21 protein-coding genes and 1 pseudogene are annotated in these 23,522 nt (G+C 36.3%); 10 read left to right on the forward strand and 12 right to left on the reverse strand.

Going from position 1 to position 23,522, the window contains the following annotated elements; genetic code table 11:
- Positions 1–67 precede the first annotated feature (67 nt).
- The 3 genes from CHSO_RS23920 to CHSO_RS23930 are packed head-to-tail and all read left to right on the forward strand — an operon-like array spanning position 68 to position 2,098.
- A complete protein-coding gene (locus CHSO_RS23920) occupies positions 68–448 on the forward strand; it encodes a 3-hydroxyacyl-ACP dehydratase (protein WP_084221059.1) in 381 nt (126 codons plus the stop codon).
- Positions 445–921 (forward strand): hypothetical protein, encoded by a 477-nt coding sequence (locus CHSO_RS23925; protein ID WP_045501293.1) that lies wholly within the window; start codon positions 445–447, stop codon positions 919–921. The genes CHSO_RS23920 and CHSO_RS23925 overlap by 4 nt, the downstream gene beginning before the upstream one ends.
- A gap of 4 nt (positions 922–925) precedes the next feature.
- Complete coding sequence (locus CHSO_RS23930) at positions 926–2,098, forward strand: DUF2062 domain-containing protein (RefSeq protein ID WP_045501294.1); 1,173 nt, start codon at positions 926–928, stop codon at positions 2,096–2,098.
- Positions 2,099–2,149: 51 nt separating this feature from the next.
- Here the strand turns inward: CHSO_RS23930 and CHSO_RS23935 are convergent, their stop codons facing one another.
- The 9 genes and pseudogenes from CHSO_RS23935 to hutH all read right to left on the reverse strand — a co-directional run bounded on the left by CHSO_RS23935 (position 2,150) and on the right by hutH (position 12,077).
- A complete protein-coding gene (locus CHSO_RS23935; RefSeq protein WP_232509124.1) occupies positions 2,150–3,403 on the reverse strand; it encodes a DUF3887 domain-containing protein in 1,254 nt (417 codons plus the stop codon).
- 6 nt (positions 3,404–3,409) lie between these two features.
- Positions 3,410–3,775 carry a hypothetical protein gene (locus CHSO_RS23940; protein WP_045501296.1) on the reverse strand — a complete coding sequence of 122 codons (366 nt, stop codon included), beginning with the start codon at positions 3,773–3,775 and terminating at the stop codon, positions 3,410–3,412.
- Complete coding sequence (locus CHSO_RS23945) at positions 3,772–5,376, reverse strand: C45 family autoproteolytic acyltransferase/hydolase (protein ID WP_232509125.1); 1,605 nt, start codon at positions 5,374–5,376, stop codon at positions 3,772–3,774. Before CHSO_RS23945 ends, CHSO_RS23940 begins: the two co-directional genes overlap by 4 nt.
- A gap of 95 nt (positions 5,377–5,471) precedes the next feature.
- Positions 5,472–6,989, reverse strand: coding sequence for a phytoene desaturase family protein (locus CHSO_RS23950; RefSeq protein WP_045501298.1), 1,518 nt, complete (start codon positions 6,987–6,989; stop codon positions 5,472–5,474).
- A 178-nt stretch (positions 6,990–7,167) separates the two neighbouring features.
- Positions 7,168–8,053: pseudogene (locus tag CHSO_RS23955) on the reverse strand (lipid A biosynthesis acyltransferase).
- Between the two features lie 105 nt (positions 8,054–8,158).
- Positions 8,159–8,413 carry an acyl carrier protein gene (locus CHSO_RS23960; RefSeq protein WP_045503334.1) on the reverse strand — a complete coding sequence of 85 codons (255 nt, stop codon included), beginning with the start codon at positions 8,411–8,413 and terminating at the stop codon, positions 8,159–8,161.
- 4 nt (positions 8,414–8,417) lie between these two features.
- Positions 8,418–9,638: a beta-ketoacyl-[acyl-carrier-protein] synthase family protein gene (locus tag CHSO_RS23965; RefSeq protein WP_045501299.1), complete on the reverse strand. Its 1,221-nt coding sequence runs from the start codon at positions 9,636–9,638 to the stop codon at positions 8,418–8,420.
- 107 nt (positions 9,639–9,745) lie between these two features.
- Positions 9,746–10,477 (reverse strand): 3-oxoacyl-ACP reductase FabG, encoded by a 732-nt coding sequence (gene fabG / locus CHSO_RS23970; RefSeq protein ID WP_045501301.1) that lies wholly within the window; start codon positions 10,475–10,477, stop codon positions 9,746–9,748.
- Positions 10,478–10,556: 79 nt separating this feature from the next.
- The gene (gene hutH / locus CHSO_RS23975; protein ID WP_045501302.1) at positions 10,557–12,077 is read right to left on the reverse strand and encodes a histidine ammonia-lyase; all 1,521 of its coding nucleotides are present in this window, start codon (positions 12,075–12,077) and stop codon (positions 10,557–10,559) included.
- Between the two features lie 98 nt (positions 12,078–12,175).
- On the opposite strand from hutH, the gene CHSO_RS23980 reads away from it, so the two are divergent.
- Positions 12,176–13,426, forward strand: a complete 1,251-nt coding sequence (locus CHSO_RS23980) for an NAD(P)/FAD-dependent oxidoreductase (protein ID WP_045501303.1) — start codon at positions 12,176–12,178, stop codon at positions 13,424–13,426.
- A 36-nt stretch (positions 13,427–13,462) separates the two neighbouring features.
- On the opposite strand, the gene CHSO_RS23985 is transcribed toward CHSO_RS23980, so the two are convergent.
- The 3 genes from CHSO_RS23985 to CHSO_RS26550 form a co-directional block, all read right to left on the reverse strand.
- On the reverse strand, positions 13,463–14,065 hold the full coding sequence (locus tag CHSO_RS23985) for a hypothetical protein (RefSeq protein WP_045501305.1): 603 nt from the start codon (positions 14,063–14,065) through the stop codon (positions 13,463–13,465).
- 77 nt (positions 14,066–14,142) lie between these two features.
- On the reverse strand, positions 14,143–15,435 hold the full coding sequence (locus CHSO_RS23990) for a phenylacetate--CoA ligase family protein (protein WP_045501307.1): 1,293 nt from the start codon (positions 15,433–15,435) through the stop codon (positions 14,143–14,145).
- Between the two features lie 85 nt (positions 15,436–15,520).
- Positions 15,521–17,209 carry a M23 family metallopeptidase gene (locus tag CHSO_RS26550; RefSeq protein WP_045501309.1) on the reverse strand — a complete coding sequence of 563 codons (1,689 nt, stop codon included), beginning with the start codon at positions 17,207–17,209 and terminating at the stop codon, positions 15,521–15,523.
- A 433-nt stretch (positions 17,210–17,642) separates the two neighbouring features.
- Here CHSO_RS26550 and ileS point away from each other — a divergent pair, with 433 nt between their 5' ends.
- From ileS to CHSO_RS24025, 6 genes are all read left to right on the forward strand, one after another.
- Positions 17,643–21,038 carry an isoleucine--tRNA ligase gene (ileS, locus tag CHSO_RS24000; protein WP_045501311.1) on the forward strand — a complete coding sequence of 1,132 codons (3,396 nt, stop codon included), beginning with the start codon at positions 17,643–17,645 and terminating at the stop codon, positions 21,036–21,038.
- A 59-nt stretch (positions 21,039–21,097) separates the two neighbouring features.
- Positions 21,098–21,478 (forward strand): TraR/DksA family transcriptional regulator, encoded by a 381-nt coding sequence (locus CHSO_RS24005; protein WP_045501318.1) that lies wholly within the window; start codon positions 21,098–21,100, stop codon positions 21,476–21,478.
- Between the two features lie 78 nt (positions 21,479–21,556).
- Positions 21,557–21,802 carry a DUF6576 domain-containing protein gene (locus CHSO_RS24010; protein ID WP_045501320.1) on the forward strand — a complete coding sequence of 82 codons (246 nt, stop codon included), beginning with the start codon at positions 21,557–21,559 and terminating at the stop codon, positions 21,800–21,802.
- A 17-nt stretch (positions 21,803–21,819) separates the two neighbouring features.
- Positions 21,820–22,017, forward strand: coding sequence for a DUF2683 family protein (locus CHSO_RS24015; protein WP_045501322.1), 198 nt, complete (start codon positions 21,820–21,822; stop codon positions 22,015–22,017).
- Complete coding sequence (locus CHSO_RS24020) at positions 22,017–22,658, forward strand: lipoprotein signal peptidase (protein WP_045501324.1); 642 nt, start codon at positions 22,017–22,019, stop codon at positions 22,656–22,658. Before CHSO_RS24015 ends, CHSO_RS24020 begins: the two co-directional genes overlap by 1 nt.
- A gap of 14 nt (positions 22,659–22,672) precedes the next feature.
- A complete protein-coding gene (locus CHSO_RS24025) occupies positions 22,673–23,317 on the forward strand; it encodes a vancomycin high temperature exclusion protein (protein ID WP_045501326.1) in 645 nt (214 codons plus the stop codon).
- The last annotated feature ends 205 nt before the right edge of the window (positions 23,318–23,522 follow it).

Raw genomic sequence — 23,522 nt, forward strand, 5'->3', positions numbered from 1 at the left:
TGAAAAACAGAGTAATATCGTTTTCAAACCGAAATTCATCATCCATTTAATCTTAAAAAATAAGATCATGCAGACCATTCTTACAGATTTTTACACCCTTACTTCATACGAAAAGACCGAGAACGGAAGTTTTATTGCTCAAATCCATTTAAATAAGAACCACGACATTTTCAAGGGGCATTTCCCAGGAAACCCTGTAACTCCAGGAGTTTGTATGATGCAGATTATTAAAGAACTGACTGAAGAGTTGACAGGTTCAAAATTATTTTTAAAAACGGCCTCAAATGTAAAATTCATGGCTATTATCAATCCTTTTGAAACTCCTGATCTTAAACTTCAACTGGATATTACAGAGGATGGAGAAGATGTTAAAGTAAAAAACGTAACCTCTTTTGGCGAGACTATTGCATTGAAATTGTCTGTAAGCTATAAAAAATTAATGTCATGAAACTTATTTTATCCTTCGTAGCGGCATTTATATTTTTCTTTCAGTCTGATCTTGAAGCACTCAGAAACAGCTATGCCAAGGCTAATGATTCCAGTACCAATACCTCGAATTTCATTGACGTTGCAGAAAAGCAGTCAGGTTCTGATCCGATCACTTTAGGGTATAAAGCAGCTGCCAAAATTATGGAAGCAAAGGTATCTAAAGGAAACAGAAAAGCACTTGTAAAGACTGGTGCTACTAACCTTGAGGGCATCATTAAAAGCAATCCCAATAACGCTGAACTTCGTCTGATAAGATTAAGTGTTCAGGAAAACATCCCTAAAATTGTGGGATACAGAGGAAGCTTAAAAGATGATAAAACATTTCTCCTGAATAATTACAGTAAACAGAATGCTGCTTTAAAAAACTATATCAAAAGGTTTGCATTGCAGTCTAAAACTATTACCGAGGCTGAAAGAGCCACTTTAAAATAAAAACATGTCCCTTGCTGAAGTACAAAATGCAATTTCCGAAAGGAAAATCTGCATTTTAATACCTACTTATAATAATGAGAAGACCCTGAAAAGGGTAATTGACGGTGTTTTAGATTACACCGAAAGTATTATTGTGGTTAATGATGGTTCCACCGATTCCACACCTCAGATCTTGAACCAATATCCTCAGATTACAATAATTTCCTTACCTGAGAATAAAGGGAAAGGAAACGGGCTTAAAACAGGCTTCAGAAAGGCAAAAGAATTGGGGTATGCTTATGCCGTAACCATTGATTCTGACGGGCAGCATTATCCCGACGATATCCCTGTATTTGTAGAAGCTCTTCTTCAGGAAGATGAAGATGTTCTGCTGATTGGAAACAGAAATATGTCTCAGGATGGGATTCCAAAGAAAAGCAGTTTCGGAAACAGATTTTCCAATTTCTGGTTCTGGTTTGAAACCGGAATTAAACTGGAAGACACTCAATCCGGATACAGGCTTTATCCTTTGCATAAAATTCCTAAAAAATATTTTACCCCTAAGTTTGAATTTGAAATTGAAATTATCGTAAGAACTGCCTGGAGGCATGTTCCTGTAAAAAATGTTCCCATTAAAGTTCTCTATGATCCTGCGGAGCGTGTTTCTCACTTCAGACCGTTTAAGGATTTTACCCGAATCAGTATTCTGAATACAATTTTGGTAACCATTACCCTATTCTACATTATTCCGAGAAACTTCGTGAATAATTTCAAAAAAAAAAGCTTTAAAAGGTTCATAAAGGAAGATGTGTTAGAAAGTGACGGAAGTAACCGTACGAAAGCATTTTCTATAGCATTGGGAGTTTTTATTGGCCTTTCACCTTTCTGGGGATTCCAGACGCTTCTGGTGATCAGCTTATCTGTACTTTTTAAGCTCAATAAAGTCCTTGCATTTGTAGCCTCCAATGTGAGTCTCCCTCCTTTTATTCCTTTCATTATTGCTGCCTCTCTATTTCTGGGAGCACCATTTGTAAGTGGTGATAGTGATATTTTAAATCAGGATTTAAACTTTGAGCTGATTAAGAACAATCTTCTGCAATATATTATCGGCAGCTTTATTTTAAGTACCACACTTTCTGCTGTTGCAGGAATAGCTTCTTTTTTATTTTTAAATAAAGTAAGTCCGGAAAGCAATTAAAAAAACCTGGAATAAAGTTCCAGGCTCATTATAACAAAATTTGTAATTCAATTAATTCAGGATAAACTGTGTCAGGTCTTTCAAGAACTGTTCATCCACCTTCCCTTTTATTTCATAATCTTTTGGAGATGGTTTACCGGTGCCGGAAATAAATAAGTGACTTAATGCAGGATAAAACCTAAAAACTGCTGTTTTATCATTTTTTAATGTTTCTTTCCAAAGGCTGAAATCTTTCTCAGTTACCTGATAATCTCTGCCCCCTTGTGCAAAAAACATAGGAGCTTTTACTTTTTTAACCTCATTAAGCTGATTGTAATCCTTCAAATATTTCCAATAGGGTGCAGATTGTCCCAAAGGAAGTTCTGATGAGGGTGAACTTACATTAAATTTAGGCGAGTTTAAAAATGATACCTGCTTTTTTACTTCCTGTACAGCCTCAGCTGGAACTTTAGCTGGATCTATAGCATGAAGATAATCATACTGTTCCACTAATAAATCCTGTAATGGTCTCGCATTCCCGGCCATAAAAACATATTTTGAAACCTGAGCCTTTTCTGCAATTTTTGGCATCATATACGCTCCTTGGCTATGCCCAAGAATGATAATCTGATATCCTTTGTAATCAGCATTATTTTTAAAATAAAGAGCTGCGTTTACTGCATCATTGACCGTCTCCTCTTCTACAGTAGATTTTTCATTAAATGTCTCAGGGTAGGAATAGGTTCTTTTATCATATCGGTAAGAAGCAATTCCGTTGGCTAAAAGGTATTCTGCTATATCTTTAAACGGTTTATTTTCCCCAATGGTTTCGTCTCTGTCATGTGCTCCTGAGCCATGAACGAAAATAACCAGTTTCTTTTTATTGTTGGAAGGAGGAAGCAACAGCGTTCCATTCAGTTCAATTCCATCACTTTTTATTTTAAGTGTGGTTTTCTCATCTGGTTTTTCAAATGTTTTATGAGGAACCAGAAAGAAACCCATCAGCTTATTATTCTCTCCAAAAGTAATTTGAATGTCAAGTTTTGTTTTTTCAAATTCGGAATAGTAATAGTAGGTGTTTCCTTCATTATTTACTTCAAGGATATTTTTCAATCCTCCAACCTGACTCTGAAGCTGGTCTGGAATAGCTTTAAGCTGATCCACCGGAATTTGTCCTGCTACGGAAGGATCGAAATAAGAATGTGCTTTTTCTGCATTTTTATCTACAAGCAAAGCTTTAATGAAAGTATCTCCGATCTCTTTTCTATCCTGAGAAAAGAATAAAAGAGTAGATGCGGTAAAGAATAAGGTTAAAAGTTTTTTCATAATCAATTATTTAAAGACCACATCAGCAAATGATAGTGGTGTCATCATTATGGTAACAAATATCGAAATAATAACCAGAGCTAGCTGGGTGATATGGTATATTTTTTCTCTTTCCTCCTCATTGATTTCAAAAGTAAATTTTATTTTATCAGGTCTTCTGATAATCAACCAAATAAACACAAGAACAGCCAGATTCATCAGTACGGGAAATACAAGAAAGATCTTGCTTCCATAATTGTCTTTCATACTTCCGTACCCATGAATAGTGATGGTGTCAGGTATTGAGCTGTAAACAGTGCACAAATACACAGAATAGCAGATGATAATAACAAAAGGAATACAGAACAGCAGTTTTATATATTTGGGGATCATTTCAGTTTCTTTAAAGTTTTCCTCAGGTATTTTTCAACATTTTTTCTGTCGGGAACTGTTGTAATTTCTTTTGTCAATGCTTTTTCAAACTCCATTTTTGCCTTTGAATATTCTTTTTTGCTAAAATAATACTTTCCTGATTGATAATAGACCAGCCAAAAATCGGGGTTCATAGCCTGATAGGATGGGATTACATCATCTGTCAACAGCGTGTTTTTATAATCAGCAGCCTCATTAATTTCTTTCCCGTACATTTTGGACAGTTCATAGTTTTGAAATGCTTCAGAATCTGCAAATGGATCTCTTGCAATATTCAATTCTGTTTTCGCCAGCAGACTTTGTGATAACTGCTTACCGGAAAAAATCTCATTCAGGTCATAACAAACAAATTCTCCAAGCTGATAAGGATTGGAAGAAACCCAAACCAGTTTTTTCTGAGGTGAAAATATAACGGCATGGTGAGCCAATAGCTGATTGAGTGCTTTTTCATTTCCATAACCTATACTTTTATCCTTTAAGCCGGATTTATTTCTTAAAATAGAAGCCATCTTTTCGGGAGTGATCTTCTTTTCTTTCTGCAAAAGCTCCTGAAGTTTTTCATAACGGTATTCTGAATGGCTTTCTTCAATCTGCTTCTGATTTCTTTTGTCATCCTTATAAGCTTCAGACTGGAAATGATTGGTGCAAAGAACTCTGCTGGTATTCTGTACTCTGTACACTCCGAAATTCTCAGGTGAAACTTCAATAATGACTGCATTTTTATCTGCTGCACTTCCCACAAGAATGGATTCTGAAACAAATACCTTTCTTTTTTTAGCAATGGCAATCGCTTCTTCTATATTTTTAGCATATTGTAAAATCTCTCTTGTAACCAGGGAAATCGGAGTCTTTGCCGTTAAAGGAATTCTTGATTTTCCGGCATTAATGGTCACGGTAATTCCTTCCTTATTCATCCCCGAAACCACACCTATCATTCCCGGCCAGCTTACAGACATATAAGGAATCCCATTTTCCGGTTCCACGAATTCAACCAGCTTATTTTGGGCAAACTCGTCTCCTACATAGAAATCAAAATTTCTTCCGATCAACATATCACCGTCTTCTGTATTTTCATTCCAGACTGCCAGGGAAGTACAGCCTACCATTGCCAGATCCTGCATGGCATGCCCAATATCATGAGCACCATGTAAATATAAATTTCTCAGATATCTTGGGGCAATAAAATCATATTGACCTGAAGAATATTGTGACAAGCCATACAATTCGGCCTGATAATCCTCTCTTATATTCAGATACATTTTACGGTTGTACCATTTTAGGAAGATATTTAAAAGCTTCTGTTTAAACTTCGAAGGAACAAAATCCTCCACTTTGGAGAAGAAGATACCCTCTTGTTTCTGCATCAGATCCTGGGTTAATGCTCCGTTATTATAACCCAACTGCAAAGGATTTCCTTTAATATAAAGTTCCCAAAGCTGTTGTTTATTTTTGGTGAGAAAATTCTGTTTATAGCTGAATGTACTGTCATTGATCTTATTAACCTTCGGAACTTCCAGAGTATATTGTTTTACATCAGGAAGATGATGAACAGATTTAGACACTCCGCATGCGCTCAGGAGGCAGGAAAAAAAGAAATATAAGAGAAGTCTTTTATATGACAGGTTATGGATCTCAGTTTTTTTCACGGTTGTTTTTATTAGGTCATTGAGTCCAAACGGCTGTCAATAGTTTCTTTTCCCAGAATTTCAGCACAGGTATTGAAGGCACCGATGGTTACACCCAAAATTCCGTGCATATTTACAGATTGCCCTGTCAGAAAAAGATTATCAATTTTTGTACGGGGAGAAACCATAGTTTTAAGAGGGTTCTCTGAGTTTTTCATATAGCCATACATATTTCCCTCAAAACTGCCGATATAGTCGCGGTAAGATAAAGGAGAAGAGGTATATATATATTGGATTGCATGCCTTAACCCGGGAAGCTTCTTCTCTAGGGCATCAATCATTTTTTCAGTCATTTCCAGTTTGAACTTCTCATACTGTTCTCCTCTTTCATGTTCATCCGCAACTGTATTCACCGTACTTTCCCATTGTTTCACCTCATCAAAATCCATGTAAGAAATAGCGGTGAGACTTTCTGCAAACTTGGGGTGATGCTTTGAAGGTGTAGATGAAAGCATATAGGTCTCCGGCCAGTCTTCTTTGTTGTAACGGGATGCATTCCAAACCTTACTTTCCGAAGAATAATGATAGATATTGTAATTAAAATGGGGTAAACAATGAGGTTTTAAGACAATATAAATACTAAAGCATGACGAAACCGGCTGCCAGCTTAAAACCCTGTTCAGAAAAGATTTTTTCAATCTTCCTTCTCCAATCAGCTTAATAGTAGAACGTATTTCAATATTGGAAATAAACTGCTTAGCGGCATATTCTTTCCCTGACTTTGTTTTTACAGAGGTCAGCGTATTATTTTCATTAAAAATAAATTCGGAAACTTCTGAATGTTTGTGAACTTCAGCTCCATACTGACGAAGTTTTCTAATCAGTAACTTTGAAATCTGACTTCCCCCTTTTAAGCATTTATAGGCACTTTGTATATAAGAATTCACCGTTAAAGCATGAACATAAAAAGGAACATTTTCAGAATCTCCCGCATATAGGAAATTGGAACCTAGTAAGACTGCCTGAAGAGTTTTATTCTGTGTTACAGATTCTATAAATCTTTTGGTATTTAAATGCAGGATTTCTTCATTGTAATTCTCTTTTCCCACTACATGATATCTCGGAAACTGGCTGCATACATACTGAAGTTCTTCACAATAGTTTTCAAGATTTTCCTTTTCTTCAGGAAAATAGGTGGATAGCTGCTCTACAAAATTCTCATAGCCCTGAGCATGCGGATATTCGATCTTATCATCTCCAAAGGAAATTCTGTCATATCCGTCTTCATCCATCTTCTGAAGTTCCAGTTCCTCCATGATCTCCAAGTAGGAGAAGAAACGGTTCAGATTCTGGCCTTTTGAAAGCCCACCCAAATAATGAACTCCGGTATCAAAAATAAGTTTATCCCTTGAAAAAGTCTGCAAATTTCCGCCATACTGGTTATTTTTTTCCAGCACGCAAACCTTCAGGCCTTCTTTTGCCAAAACAAGAGCCGAAACAAGACCTCCCAATCCGCTGCCGATTACAAGTATGTCATATTCTTTTTTCAAAAGAGGGTGTGCTTTTTTTAATTAAGAGATTGGGAATTTAAGAAATTTGGATATTATTTTGTGATTACTATACAGGAAAGTCCTATTTGAACAATATCATTTTTAAAATTCAGTCTCTCAATATTCCTTAGTGATTTTGAGTTTTATTATTAGTTTTCAGGGAATAAAAATAGAAAAATTAATCAATATCATCCCAAAAGTCGAAATAATTAAACCACTGAAGCGGATATTTTTTTCACCATGGTTTCAAGATTCTGAACATAAGACTGTAAAAGTCCTTGAGAATCCCTGTTCTTGATATTCTGAGCTACCCTTGCATACAAGTGATAATGAAGATTTTTTTCTTTCATTACGTAGACATACACAACAGGTACACCCAATCGGGATGCAATAAGAAATGGGCCAGCCGGAAATTTGGCACTTTTTCCCAACAGATCAGCTTCCAGGAATTTTGAACCTTCAAAATAGCGGTCTCCGGTAAAGCAGATCAATTCATTATGGGACAATGCCTGATTAATCTCAAAGATATGCGACATATCTTCTTTGACATAAATGAATTTGATATTGCTCTTTTTTACAGAAACACTTTCCAGGTATTCCTTAATGACAGTAATTTCCTGATCTGTAGTAACCAGATTGATCTGACAGTCAAAATCAATATCTGCAAAGAAATGTTCTGCTACTTCAAAGTTACCGATATGAGCACTGATCAGAACTCCTCCTTTCTTGGCAGCCAAAAGATTTCTCAGATTTTCAATACCATCAAATTCATAGGTGTATTTTTCTCTCAAGCCGGCAGAAATAGCCGTTTTATCAATTAAAATCTGTCCGAAAGTGAAGTAGCTTTTAAAAATGGAGCGTTTGGCTTTCCAATAGCCTAGATGAAGTCTTTTCTGGAAGTAATAGAGAATGTATTGGTTGCTTTTTTTCTGAAACAGAACATAATAAGCAGCCACAAAGTATAAGACAAAATATGAACTTCTGATGCCGATATTTCTAATACACCAGACGAATATTCTGTAGCCCAGAACCGTCCCTTTAGATTTACCTTTCCACTTGTTCATAAATACAGTTTGCTAATATAACAGAGTACCAATGTAACAATATCTCTGAGTATCCTCTTCTATTATTACATTGGTACCTTATAAGGAATATAGATTACTTAATAACTATGCTTTTTTCTCAGCGATCTTTCTTTCAATCGTTGTATAGAAATCATCAAATGTCACCATTTTCTTGAAGTCTGCTTCTCCTAATTTCACTCCGAAATTGGATTCAATCACTACGACCATATCAATGTAATCTAAGCTGTCTAGTCCCAGTGTATTTTTAAGGTTAGCATCATTACTGATTTCATCTCCGTCAACTTCAAATTCGTTAACCAGAAAATCATTAACAATAGCAACAATTTTTTCCCTTTCCATGTTTTTAATCAAATTTTTTAACTATTAGTGCAGAATTGGTTCCCCCGAACCCAAAAGAATTCGACAAAAATACATCAATTTTTTGATTTTTTGTTTTGGAGACTAAATTTATCTTTTGTGCTTCACTATCAGGATTTTCCAGATTAATATTCGGAGCTACAAAATCATTCTGCATCATCAGGATTGAGTAAATAACTTCACTTGCACCAGCCATCCAGCACTCGTGTCCCGTCATAGATTTCGTAGAACTTACCGGAACTTCACTTCCAAAAATCTCGTAAATAGCTTTGGCTTCATTGGCATCACCAATTGGAGTGGAAGTAGCATGGGCGTTGATATAGTCTATATCTGAAGCTTTTAACCCTGACTGTTTCAAGGCTCTGTCCATTGCTAAAGCCGGCCCATCAACATTCGGAGTTGAAATATGACCTCCGTTTGATGAAAAACCATATCCTATGATTTCAGCAATAACAGGAACCCCTCTTCTTTGAGCAGATTCCAGGCTTTCAACAATTAAAGAGGCTGCTCCACCACTTGGAATTAAGCCATCTCTGTTAGCATCAAAAGGTCTTGATGCTTTTGTAGGCTCATCTTCTCTTGCTGAAAAAACGCCTAATCCGTCAAAGCTCGCCATAGAATATTTGTTGGTTTCCTGAGCACCACCACAGATGATCATATCCTGAAACCCGTTCTTAATCATCATATAAGCAAGCCCTAAGGAATGTGAACCGCTTGCGCAGGCCGCACTGATGGTAAGGTTAATTCCTTTCAGTTTAAAAATCGTAGAAAGGTTCATTGTTACAGTTGAGTTCATTGATTTAAAAATCGCGCCCGATCCCATCAATGTAGTATCTTTCTTTTCTCTTGCAATGTCAATAGACTCTACTACTGCCTGAGAAACACTGTCATTTCCGTATAAAATCCCAACTTCATGGGTATCTAAAAAGGCTTCATCAAGATTGGCCTGTTTCAGTGCATCAAGGGTAGCAAGATAAGCATACTCACTTTCTTCTCCCATGCTTACACGCTGGCGTCTGTTCAAAAGGTTCTTTAAATCAGGTTTTGGAACAATTCCTGTAAGCCCTGACCTGAAACCAAATTCTTTTCTGTCCTGATCCAGGACAATTCCGGACTTTCCTTGATATAGGGATTCCCTGACCTCTTCTAAAGACGTCCCGATGCAGGAATAAATTCCCATTCCGGTAATTACAACCCTATTTTCCATTTGTTCATATTGAATTTAACAATGTATCAGTCTAGCAATGTAACAATATTTTTATTGATATTCAATCAACATTGGTACGCTGGTACATTGGTATATTGTTAGATTATTTATGAGTAAATTCCACCGTTAATATTAATGACTTCTCCTGTAATGTATGAAGATTTTCTGGATGCCAAAAACGCTACAAGATCTGCAACTTCCTCTGCTTCACCAAATCTGTTGGCAGGAATCATTGCTTTCAATTCATCTTCATTGAACTCCTGAGTCATATCGGTTTTAATAAACCCTGGTGCGACTGCATTTACAGTAACATTTCTTTTAGCAACTTCCTGTGCAAGAGCTTTTGTAGCGCCAACCAATGCTCCCTTAGCTGCTGAATAGTTCGTTTGACCGGCTGTTCCTTTTACTCCGGATACTGAAACCATATTGATGATTCTTCCGTATTTATTACGAAGCAATTTTTGAATAAAGAAATTAGTAACATTGAAGAAACCGTCTAAACTGGTATTAATTACACTATTCCAGTCTTCTTTCTGCATCCACATAAACAACCCGTCTCTAGTAATTCCGGCATTATTAACAATAACTTCTACCACAGCTTCAGGATTACTCTCCTGCCATGCTGTTAATACCTGCTGTACTTCTTCTGTATTCCCTACATCAAACTTAAGAATTTCTCCTGTAGCACCCAACTCTTCTACTTTTGCCAAAGTTTCCTTTGCTGCAGCTTCATTGGAAGTGTAGTTAATCAATATATGGTAGTTCTTCTCTTCAGCCAGTTTTATACAGATTGCCCGCCCGATTCCTCTGGAGCCTCCTGTTACAATTGCACATTTCATGCGTTAGTGTTTATTTTGTTTTAGTTTTTTTAAGTTACCTCGTTTTTCTTTTTTAAAGACAATTGATTACAGATAATAATTACATTGTCTTTAAATATTTCTTCACTTCCTCCAGATACGGATACATCACCATATCATCTGAGAATGCAGGAATTATTTTTCTAATCGCATCGTACAATTCTTTTGTAGACGATGAAACTTCATTCTGGAAACCAAGATATTCAATAGCCTGAATGATTGTAATGGCTTCAATTGTTAATACTTCAAAGGCATTTTCAATCACCTTTCTGCAAATTACCGCCGCATTGGTTCCCATGCTTACAATATCCTGATTATCATTATTATTCGGAATACTGTGAACATACATAGGATTAGACAACATCTGGCTTTCTGCTGTAGTGGAAGTTGCTGTAAACTGTACACCCTGCATTCCGAAATTGAATCCTAATTTACCTAAATTTACAAAAGGAGGCAAAATTTCGTTGATTTTAGCATTTAAAAGATAGTTCAGCTGTCTCTCAGCCAACATCGTAAGCTTGGTTACCACAATTTTTAGTTTGTCCATTTCCAGAGAGATGTAGTCTCCGTGAAAATTCCCACCGTGGTAAACATGCTGATCCTCAACATTGATAATCGGATTATCATTAGCAGAATTGATCTCATTTTCAAGAACTTTCTCCGTATATTCTAATGTATCTAATACCGGGCCTAAAATCTGCGGTACACATCTTAAAGAATAATATTCCTGTACTTTTTCCTTGAAAACCTTTTCCTGTTCTTCAAAGTGGGTGTATAAATGATCTGCTCTTTTTCTGATCAGTTTACTGTCTGCAAGGTGCGCACGCATTCTTTCTGCTACTTTCTGCTGACCGTAGTGTCTTTTTGTTCCGTTTAAAGCCTCTGATAAATGATCGTCATAAGCCTGAACAATTTCGTTGATGGCACAGGAAAGCTTAATAGAAATATCTGTTAACTGATTCGCTTTATAAGCATTAACGATACCAATTCCTGACATTACAGAAGTTCCGTTCATTAAAGCTAGTCCTTCACGGATCTCAACCTGTATTGGTTGCAGCTCTTCTATTTCAAAAACGTCTTTGGTAGATTTTCTTTCTCCTTTATAGAATACTTCTCCTTCACCAATCAATACCAAGGCAAGATGAGCTAACTGAACAAGATCACCGCTTGCTCCTACTCCTCCATGTTCAAAAATTAATGGTGTAATATCTCTATTAATAAGTTCCTGAAGAAGGTAAATAACAGACTCATGCACTCCTGAATTTCCTAATGATAAGGTGTTCAGTCTTGCCAGCATACAAGCTTTCACTTCCTGAGCAGGTAAAGGATTTCCGATTCCCGAAGAATGGCTTCTAATTAGGTTATACTGAAGCTGGTGTGTATCCTCATCACTGATTTTGAATTGGGCCATTGGTCCAAAACCGGTATTCACACCATATATTACTTTATTTTTTGAAAATTCCTTTAAAAACTGAAAACTTGTATTCACTCTTGATAAAAGTGATTCATCCAGTTCTATTTTTTCATTTCCAATGATAATTTTTTGAAAGTCTTTCAGTTCTAAAAAGTTATTTATTTTCATCAATTAAAAGTAATAGTTGATAATTTTGTAAAATATTAATTATTTGTCACTAATTTTGCGGCAAAGATAAAAGTTATTATTAAAATAAAAAATCAAAGATGAGCAAAGAATTTGTTGACGTTCTTGTAATCGGAGCAGGACCTTCCGGATGCGTTTCTTCATCATACTTAAAGAAGAATAACGTCAGCGTAAAAGTTGTTGAAAAGACAAAATTCCCAAGACTGGTAGTTGGTGAAAGCTTAATTCCAAGGGTAATGGACCACTTTGACGAGGCGGGACTTTTTCCTGCATTAGATAAAATGGGCTTTGAAAAAAAACTGGGTGCCCGTTTCCTTCGTGGTGACGAAGTCTGCATTTTTGATTTCAGCAATAAATTCGGGGAAGGCTGGGACTGGACCTGGCAGGTTCCTAGAGCTGATTTTGATAATACCCTGGCTCAGGAAGTAATTAATAAAGGAGTAGACCTTGAATTTGAAACGGAAGTTATCGATATCAAGTTTGATGGTACAGATTCTATCACAACGGTAAAAACTAAAGACGGAGAAACTAAAGAAATCCACGCAAAATTCGTGATTGATTCAAGCGGCTACGGAAGAGTTTTACCCCGTTTGCTTGATCTTGAAAAACCTTCAAAACTTTCACCTCATTCTGCAATATTTTCTCATGTAAATGATAGTAACAGAGAGCCTGGAGAGGAAGGCACTTTGATTTCTTTTGATATTATTGAAACCGAAGTATGGCTTTGGGTGATTCCTTTTTCTAATGGAAATACAAGTTTAGGGATTGTAGGCCCAACTGAATATATTGATAAATTATCTGAGAACGGAGATACTGCCGAGGCTTTAAGAAAAGCAATTTCCCTTTCAGATTATTATGTAAAACGTTTTGGTGACGTAGAGTTCCTTTTTGAGCCCAAACACCTGAAAGACTATTCATGTTCTGTAAAGACATTATTCGGAGACGGATTCGCCTTAACCGGTAACGCTTCGGAATTCCTTGATCCTGTTTTTTCTTCGGGAATGGCTTTCGCTACAGAATCAGGAATGCTGGCTGCTAAACTGGCATTAAGACAGCTGAATGGTGAAAAAATCGACTGGCAAACAGAATACACGGATTATATTTTATATGGTGTGGATGTCTTCACTACTTATGTAAAAGAATGGTACACCGGAAATCTTCAGGAATTATTCTTCCATCAACCTGAAAACCCGGATGTAAAGAAAAAGATCTGCGCAGTATTAGCCGGATATGTCTGGAATAAGGACAATCCTTTTGTGAAAAAGCATGATACAGTGATTAAGAATCTTGCCAACCTCATCAAACTTGAAAAAGAACAAACTCAAGAATAAAAAAACGGTCTGAAATTCAGACCGTTTTTTGTTTTATTACTTTATAACTTCCTTAATTTTTTTTCCTAAATATTTCCCTGTTTGTTCGTAGGCTCCTGCAATCCTTCCATACTCCATAACGAAATCTTTATTCTGTGGTTTTCCAAGAACTTTATCTCCCTTAAGCTTCATCACAACATTTGATGGATTGTCTGTTTCTACGAAAGTGAGATCTGATGTTAATTTAGCTTCCTGTCCTATTAATCCACCATGCCATCCCGCATAAATCCATTTTGCATCAACAATGAGTGTATACTTAGCATGAGCATCTTTTTTGAAAACAGTTTTTTTAGACTTTCTGTTAATTCCTTTCAGAAAATAATCTAGATATTCTGTGCTTTTAAACTTATCCCATTCTCCAATCCATTTCCCCCAGGCTTCTTCACCCTTTTTAGCTATAGTTTCTGTCTTTCTTTTTTCTATATATTGCGTTTCAGTATAATTCTCTACCTGAAAAGCAACATTTTCAAATTTCACCTGAACATTTACTTCTGTCTGATCCTTTAAAAAGTCAAAATTTCCAGATTCAACATTAATTTGGTCTTGAGCAAAGGTTACTACACCTATTACCATAAAGAATAGCAATAATAATTTTCTCATATTTTTTTATTAGCTTTTTATTTAAGGGCCTAAAGATATTATAAAAATCAATTTTTTATCATTCTTTATTCTTAGTTTTATCTTAAATCAATAAAAGTAATTGGTTTTCTGCTATTTGGATTAAAAACAGTTTTAGAAAGAATATTAAAATCGATGATTTCAATTTTTGGGCTTACTCTCAGTTTTGCACGGAAATGATCTCTTACCTCATTCACAAAGTTTTCAGTTTCCTGATCTGTACTTAATTTGATGATAATTTCATCCAGTCCGATCTCATTAGCCTGAATCACGATCTGGTAACACAGAATATTGCTGAAATCATTCAGAATATCATTCATAGCAGGCGGATACAGTGTTGTACCTTTATATTTGATCATCTGCTGTTTTCTTCCGATCACAGGCCCCAGTCGCATCGTATTCCTTCCACATTCACATGGTTCATAATGCGCTTTTACAATATCCCCGGTTTTAAACCTCAGCAAAGGAATAGCTTCTACACCTAAAGTAGTAATCGTAAGTTCTCCACTCTCCCCTTCTTTTACAATATTTCCTTCATCGTCCAGAATTTCTGTGATGATTAACTCAGGATGATGATGTCCTCCGATTTGAAACTCACACTCGGTAAAAGCTGTACTCATTTCTGTAGAAGCATACGTGGAAAAGAGCTTAATATCCCACTTTTCTTTGATCTTCTGCGAAAGAATATTATCTGTAAAGTCCTGATTTTTGATGCTTTCCCCAATGCATACTGCTCCATAAACACTTGAATTTTTATAATCCAGGCCATGTTTTTCAGCATAATCGATCATCTTCAGTAAAAATGAAGGTACAGTAATCAGGTATTTCGGTTTGTATCTGAAAATAGAATCCCATTGTAACTCAGGTATTCCCGGTCCCATCCTGACAACGCTGGCACCCATCTTTCTTAATCCTAAAAAATAAGCAAGTCCTGCCATGAAACGTTTATCAATGGTAGTAATCATCTGTACTACATCTCCTTTCTGAATTCCGGCACAGGCAAAAGATATGGCTTCATTGTATGCCAGCCTCTCAAGGTCTCCATCAGACAACCCGAAAGTTACCGGATCCCCCAACGTTCCCGAAGTAGTGCTATAATCTACAATCTTATCAGGAGTAATACAGAAAAAATCATGATTATACTGCTGCAGATCATTCTTTGTTGTCACAGGAATCTTCTGCAGATCTTCCAATGTTTGGATCTCTCTTACATTGATATTATTTTCTTTAAACAGTCTCTGATAAAAAGGTGAATTACCTTCAAGATAAACCAGAAGCTGCTGAAGTTTTTCTTCCTGAAATGCCTTTATTTCCTGTGTGCTCGATTGTTCGATGAATGGATGAAATTCCAATGATTTTAATTTTTAAAGGACAAATTTATTTAAAATTAAAGGATTGAAACAGTAAAAAATCAAAAGATTACACCTTCCCAATCATTTATCTCTGAAATGTAAAATTCTGTGTATTCGTATTTCCTGCGCTATTGATGGTTGTGACTTTTAAAGTATGAGAACCTGAGCCTTTTGGACATTTCTCGTCAAAAACATACACAAAATCATTTTTTTCACGGGCAAACCGAAGCCACTTACCATCTAATTCCGCTCTGAATGAAACAATATCACCCACTTTTGTGCTTCCTTTTAACCGTAAAGGACCACCGTTTACAATAGCTCCTTCTTTCCAGTTTGATGAAACTGATGGCAGGCTGTTATCCAATATCAATTCCGCAGTGCCCAACCTGTTGAACTGAGCTTCTGCCTGATCACTATTCCATTTTGCTTTTACAGCATCTTTATCACTTCCATAATTAAACAAAGCCACTACTCTTTCTTTTTCTTCTTTGGAAAGTTTCCTGTTAGGTTTTATTTTCAAGGTGTAATAATCCTGAACCGGAAGATATGGATTCTGCAAAACAATGGTATTGGAAACGGCGTTCCCATCCGAACTGTTTTTTTCGTACATATTAAAATTCACAGCATCATACACAGCATTTTTACTGAAGTTGATTTCTGCATTTTCAGTGGTAAGAGTTTTCTCTTCATTGGCTAAAATTGTTTTTCCGGAAGTTGCAATTCCGCTTCCGGCATTAGTCAACTGAACTTTTGTAATTAATCGGCTGGTATTTCCTTTTACATCTTTTAAAACAATTTCAATATTGTGAACGTTTTCATCCTGAAGGCTGATAATTCCTGACAGATTGGGCGCACTGTAATTTTGCAGTTTCATTCCTTGCAATGCAGACAGATGCTGAACTCCTACTTTATCCCTAATAAATTTAGTGTAATCTATACAGCCATTCAGATAACGGGTATCATCATAGCTTACCTTATCAATGCTAAAACCATAGATTAACTTTCCATCCATCAAGATTTCGGCCTTATAAATCCCCAGATTAAATCCCTGGTTGGCTTTATCTACGGCTTTAATTCCAAAACTTATCATTGGAGAATTAACTTTTACAACATCAGCTGTGTAAACATTTCCAGCTTTTTTAACGGCAATTCCATTAGCTCCGGGCTCGTAAGTACTGAATCTACGGTCATACCAATACAATCCACTGACAATAGGGGCTACAGAATCCGGAATATTAAATCCAAATAATAGCGGATTAAGACATTCTTCTGTTTTGGTATCTCGTATTTCAAAATGTAAGTGTGGTCCTGCTGAACCACCGGTATTTCCACTCAAAGCAATAAGCTGCCCTTTTGTCACCGGAAACTGTCCCGGCTGGAAGGTAATATCCTGTTCCCATTTTTCATCTTTGTATTGCTTCTCCTTTACATACTCATCCAGCTTATCAAAATATTTATTCAAATGGGCATAGACTGTAGTAAAACCATTCGGATGGGTAATGTACACCGCATTTCCGAAGCCATATCGTTCTACTTTTATTCTGCTTACATAGCCATCTGCTGCAGCCAATACAGATAAATTTTCCTGACTGTTCGTCCTCAGATCCAATCCCATATGGAAATGATTGGTTCTTACCGCACCAAAATTGGCAGCCAACTGCATAGGAATATTCAGTGGGTTACGGAAATAGTTTTGTGGATAGTTATTTTGGGCCTGTGTGATAATTGTAGTGATTAAACAAATAGCAACCATCAGTTTGGAGAAGATTTTCATACAGCATTTGGGTTTAGTTCTGTTTAAATATACGAGATTTCAAGCAATGATCGTGCTATTGTACTGTTTCAGATTGGATGTTTTTATTTTTAACACACAAATAGCATGAGTTTTTACAGATGATTATGGATAAATCTGCGAAATCTGTGTGATCTGCGAGAGATTATATTTAGGTTTTGGCTAAAGCCAACAGATCGTTATCTATTTTTTAAGCAGGCTAAAGCCCGCTTCTATTGAATAAAAAAGAATGAAAATTCATCTAAAAAATAAAGTTGAAAATTCACTCATTATTCACTTTTCCCTCCTCTTTTCATTTATATTTCTGAAATTGAAGTTTTTAATAGAAATTACCTACAGAAAACATATCTTATAAACCGACAAAATTTAGTAAATTTGCAGACTTAATTTATCAACGAATATTGAGATATTTACAATGAGCCAATTTAAAGAATACAAAAACCTCAACCTTATTGACGTAGCAGAGAATGTAGCGGAATTTTGGAAACAAAATAAAACTTTCAATAAGAGTGTTGAGATTCGTCAGGGAAATCCTGAGTTTGTTTTTTATGAAGGTCCGCCTTCAGCAAACGGTATGCCTGGAATTCACCACGTAATGGCAAGAGCATTGAAGGATATTTTCTGCCGTTACCAGACTCAAAACGGAAAGCAGGTTTTCCGTAAGGCAGGCTGGGATACGCATGGTCTTCCTGTGGAACTGGGTGTAGAAAAAGAATTAGGAATTACAAAAGAAGATATTGGCAAAAAAATCTCTATTGAAGATTATAATAAAGCTTGTCGTGAAGCTGTAATGCGTTATACCGATGTATGGAATAACCTTACAGAAAAAATCGGATATTGGGTAGACCTTGATGATCCGTACATCACGTACAAGTCAAAATATATGGAAACTGTTTGGTGGTTGTTGAAGCAATTATATGACAAAAGCTTGTTGTATAAAGGGTATACAATCCAGCCCTACTCTCCGAAAGCAGGAACAGGACTTTCTTCTCACGAATTGAACCAGCCTGGAACGTATCGTGATGTTTCAGATACAACGGTTGTGGCTCAGTTTAAAGTTAAGAAAGATTCATCTGCTTTATTCAACGATGTTGACGGAGATGTACATATCCTTGCATGGACGACGACTCCATGGACGTTGCCATCCAACACCGCACTTACAGTAGGTAGAGATATTGAATATGTTGTTGTTAAAACATTCAACCAATATACATTTGAGCCCGTAAAGGTTGTATTATCAAGCGTTCTTTTACCTAAAGTATTCGGTAAGAAATACGCTGAAGGTACAGACGAGGATTTTGCCAACTACACTCCGGAAACTAAAGTAATTCCATTTAGAATTTTAAAAGAATTTACCGGAGAAAAACTTGTTGATACAAGATATGAGCAATTAGTTCCTTGGTTTACGCCAAATGATAACCCTGAAAATGCTTTCAGAGTAATCTTAGGGGATTTCGTTACAACAGAGGATGGTACAGGTATCGTACACACAGCTCCTACTTTTGGTGCTGATGATGCGAGAGTGTCTAAAATGGCTCAGCCAGAGATTCCGCCAATGTTGGTAAAGGATGACAATGACAATCTTGTTCCATTGGTAGATTTACAGGGTAAATTTATTCAGGGAGAAAATGTTCCTGAAGTATTCTCAGGAAAATATATCAAGAACGAATATTACGATGAAGGAACTGCTCCTGAGAAATCTTGGGATGTAGAATTGGCGATCTTATTGAAAACAGAGAACAAAGCCTTCAAAGTAGAGAAATATGTTCACTCCTATCCACACTGCTGGAGAACAGACAAGCCGGTATTATACTATCCGTTGGATTCATGGTTTGTGAAGATGACTGCTGTAAAAGACAGATTGGTTAATCTGAACAAAGAAATCAATTGGAAACCAAAAGCTACCGGAGAAGGACGTTTTGCCAACTGGTTGGAAAATGTGAACGACTGGAACTTATCCCGGTCAAGATACTGGGGTATTCCGTTGCCAATCTGGAGAACAGAGGATCTGAAAGAAGAAAAGATCATCGGTTCTGTAGAGGAACTTTACAACGAGATTGAAAAATCTATTGCTGCAGGAATAATGACTGAAAATCCATTCAAAGGTTTTGAAGTAGGAAATATGTCTGAATCTAACTATGAATTGGTAGATCTTCACAAAAATGTAGTGGATAAAGTTGTATTGGTTTCTGATTCCGGAAAAGCCATGAAACGTGAAAGTGACTTGATCGACGTTTGGTTCGATTCAGGTTCTATGCCGTATGCTCAATTGCATTATCCTTTCGAGAACAAGGAAATGATCGACAGCAACAAGGCATTCCCTGCTGACTTCATTGCAGAAGGTGTTGACCAGACCCGTGGTTGGTTCTATACATTACATGCGATCGGAACGGCTGTTTTTGACTCTGTTGCCTATAAAAATGTAATGAGTAACGGTCTTGTTTTGGATAAAAACGGACAGAAAATGTCCAAACGTTTAGGAAATGCAGTAGATCCGTTTGAAACACTTTCTGTTTACGGACCGGATGCTACCCGTTGGTACATGATCTCGAATGCCAATCCTTGGGAAAACCTGAAGTTTGATATTGAAGGAATTGATGAGGTAAGAAGAAAATTCTTCGGAACTCTTTACAATACGTATTCATTCTTCTCATTATATGCGAATGTTGACGGATTCAATTATTCAGAAAAAGAAGTGGAAAACCGTCCTGAAATTGACAGATGGATCCTTTCTGAGCTGAACTTATTGATCAAGGAAGTAAAAGCATTCTATGAAGATTACGAACCTACAAGAGTAGCAAGAGCAATCAATACATTCGTAAACGATAACTTGAGTAACTGGTATGTAAGATTATGCAGAAGACGTTTCTGGAAAGGAGATTATTCTGATGATAAGATCTCTGCTTACCAAACTTTATATACTTGTCTTGAAGTAGTAGCAAAATTATCTGCTCCTATTGCTCCGTTCTTTATGGATCAGTTATATCAGGACTTAAATAAAGTAACAGGAAAAGAAAACTGTGAATCTGTACACTTAACAGACTTCCCGGTTGCTGATGAAAGTTTAATCGATCAGGATCTGGTTGAAAAAACACACTTAGCTCAGAACATTACGAGTATGGTTTTCTCTTTAAGAAAGAAAGAAAACGTGAAAGTTCGTCAGCCATTACAAAAAGTATTGATTCCTGTATTGGATGCTAAAACAGAAGCGCAGATTCTTGCTGTTGCAGATCTTATCAAACAGGAAGTAAACGTGAAAGAATTACAGTTAATTAATGCCGAAGAAGCATCTCACTTAATTGTAAAACAGATAAAACCAAACTTCAAAGCGCTTGGTCCTAAATTAGGAAAAGACATGAAGGTGGTTGGTGCCGAGATTACGAATCTTACCACAGAACAGATTGCCGCTCTTGAAAAAGAAGGAAAGCTGGATGTTCAGGGCTATGAGATCACGCTTGACGACGTGGAAATCTCTACTAAAGATATCCCGGGATGGACAGTAACTTCAGATGGTAAAACAACTGTGGCATTAGATTTGACGTTAACCGATGAGTTAAAATCAGAAGGTGTTGCAAGAGAGTTTATTAACAGAATTCAAAACCTGCGAAAAGAGAAAGATTTTGAACTGACAGACCGAATTAATATCTCCATTGAAGAAAACTCACCATTCCTTGAAGATATTAAGAAAAATGAGGAATATATTTCTTCTGAAGTCTTGTCAAATAAAATAGAAATTGTATCTTCACTTTCAAATTTTAACGAAATCGAAATAGATGAGGTTAATTTTAAGATAAATGTCGAAAAAAATTAACATGTAATTATTGTATTTCAAATTCCATTTCATAATTTTATTAAAAAAGAGAAAAGAATATGTCAGACGAAAGAGTTAGATACAGCGATGCTGATTTACAGGAATTTAGAGCGATCATAAAAGAAAAAATAGAAAAGGCAGAGAAAGATCTTCAGCTAATCAGAGAAAGTTTCATCAATGACCAGAATAATGGGACTGATGATACTTCACCTACATTCAAAGCATTTGAGGAAGGTGCAGAAACTTTGAGCAAAGAGCAGAACTCTATTCTTGCAGGAAGACAGGAAAAATTCGTCCGTGATCTGAAGAATGCTTTAATCAGAATTGAAAACAAGACTTACGGTGTTTGTAGAGTAACAGGAAAATTAATTCCTAAGGAAAGACTTTTAGCCGTTCCTCATGCTACTTTAAGCATCGAAGCGAAAAACATGCAAAAATAGCCGTAAGGTTTGTAAAATAATATTGGGTTTATATTGTATCTGTGGATACTTTATAAACCTAATTTTTAATGTATACCCATGAGCGAAGTATTGATTTTGGTAATCATTGTAACAGCAGTGCTGGCTTTTTTCAACAGAGAATGGATCAGAAACAGATTTTCTCCAAAGAAGCACACTTACTACACCATTGATGACCAGTTTAATTCTGATAAACGCGACAGGGAGAAAGAAATAGACAGACTTTTAAGTAAAATGGGCAAAAACGGAATTAATGATCTTTCCGAAAAAGACCGGAAAAGACTTGATGAGCTGTCTAAAATGTAAAATTAAAATACTAAGAAATGGAATCAATCATAGTACATCCAAAAAATGCAATGGAGCTTAGCGCACTGAAAAGTGTTTTGAAAGAAATGAACATTAAATTTGAGAAAGCTCATGTGAAAAGTTCATATAACGGACAAAAAGTGATTAAGAAAGCGAGCGATAATAAAAATGTAAAACCAGCTGCAAAACCTTCAAAACCTAAAGGACAACAGTAATGAAAAAGATCTTAGCTATCACATTTTTGGTGTTGTTGATAGACCAAGCCTCAAAAATTTATATTAAAACTCATTTCGAACTGAATGAGAGCATTCCGGTTATAGAAGGATTCTTTAATAAAACTTTTGTTGAAAATCCAGGAATGGCTTATGGCTTTCATTTTGGTGGCATTATCGGAAAATATTTCCTTGTTATCCTAAGGATTTTTCTGATTGGAGGAATGGTTTATATGTTTAAAAAATGGTTGAAAGAAGGTGCTTCCAACTATCTTTTAGTTCCAATGGCGATCATCTTTGCCGGAGCTATCGGAAATCTTATTGACGGAATGTTCTACGGAATGATCTTCGATAGCGGAACAGTTTATGATGCCAGCACTGACCGATGGATTGGCTACGGCGGAGTTTCAAAATTTGTTCCGTTTGGACAAGGATATTCCACTTTTATGAAAGGATGTGTTGTAGATATGCTTCACTTTCCGGTAGTAGACTGGTATGTTCCGGATAGCTGGCCTATCATAGGCGGAAAGCATATTGAATTCTTTAAATATATTTTCAATGTTGCCGATTCGGCGATTACTGTAGGAGCTGCTTTCCTATTAATCTTCAGAAAAAAAGCATTCCCTAACGGACTTGAATTCTAACAGATGTATTTAGAATGAGAAAAATAATCAAAAATATTTTTAAATTTTTCCTGCTTCTTCTGGTTGCAGGAATTATTTTTATTGCCTGGGCCAATTACAGCATTAGAAAGGAAAGTGCAGCTTCTGTATCTTACAATATCGCAGATGTACCTGAAGCAAAAACGGCTTTACTGTTAGGAACTGGAAAAATGTTAAGCAACGGAATGCCCAATGCCTATTTCTATAACAGAATCAAAGCGGCTACGGATCTGTATAAAAGCGGAAAAGTTCAATACATCATTGTAAGTGGAGACAACAGCAGCAAGGAGTATAATGAACCGGAAGATATGCAGTTGGCGTTGGTGCAGCAAGGTATTCCACAGAACAAAACCATTCTGGATCATGCAGGTTTCCGAACTTTGGATTCAGTGGTAAGAGCAAAGGATATTTTCGGGCAAACCAAATTGATCATCATCTCTCAAAAGTTCCACAACGAAAGAGCGGTCTTTCTTGCTCAGAAAAACGGAATACAGGCCTTTGGGTATAATGCGGAAGATGTGAATAAATACGCGGGGTTAAAGACCAATTTAAGAGAGTATCTTGCCAAAGCTAAAGTGTATTGGGATTTGATCTTTGGAGTGGAGCCTAAATTTGGTGGGGAAAAGATTATTATTCCGTAACTTTTTTAACCACGGATTACACAGATTTTCACAGATGGTTATGGATAAAAAATCTGCGAAATCTGCCGAATCTGCGACAGGTTATATTGAGGTTTTGGCTAAAGCCCATGGAATTGTTTTTCTATTGTAAGGCGGGCTAAAGCCCACCCCTATTGATGTTGATATGAGCATAGAAAATAAATCGTAGATATTTAAGAACTAAATC

The organism is Chryseobacterium sp. StRB126 (assembly GCF_000829375.1).
Taxonomy (GTDB): Bacteria; Bacteroidota; Bacteroidia; order Flavobacteriales; family Weeksellaceae; genus Chryseobacterium.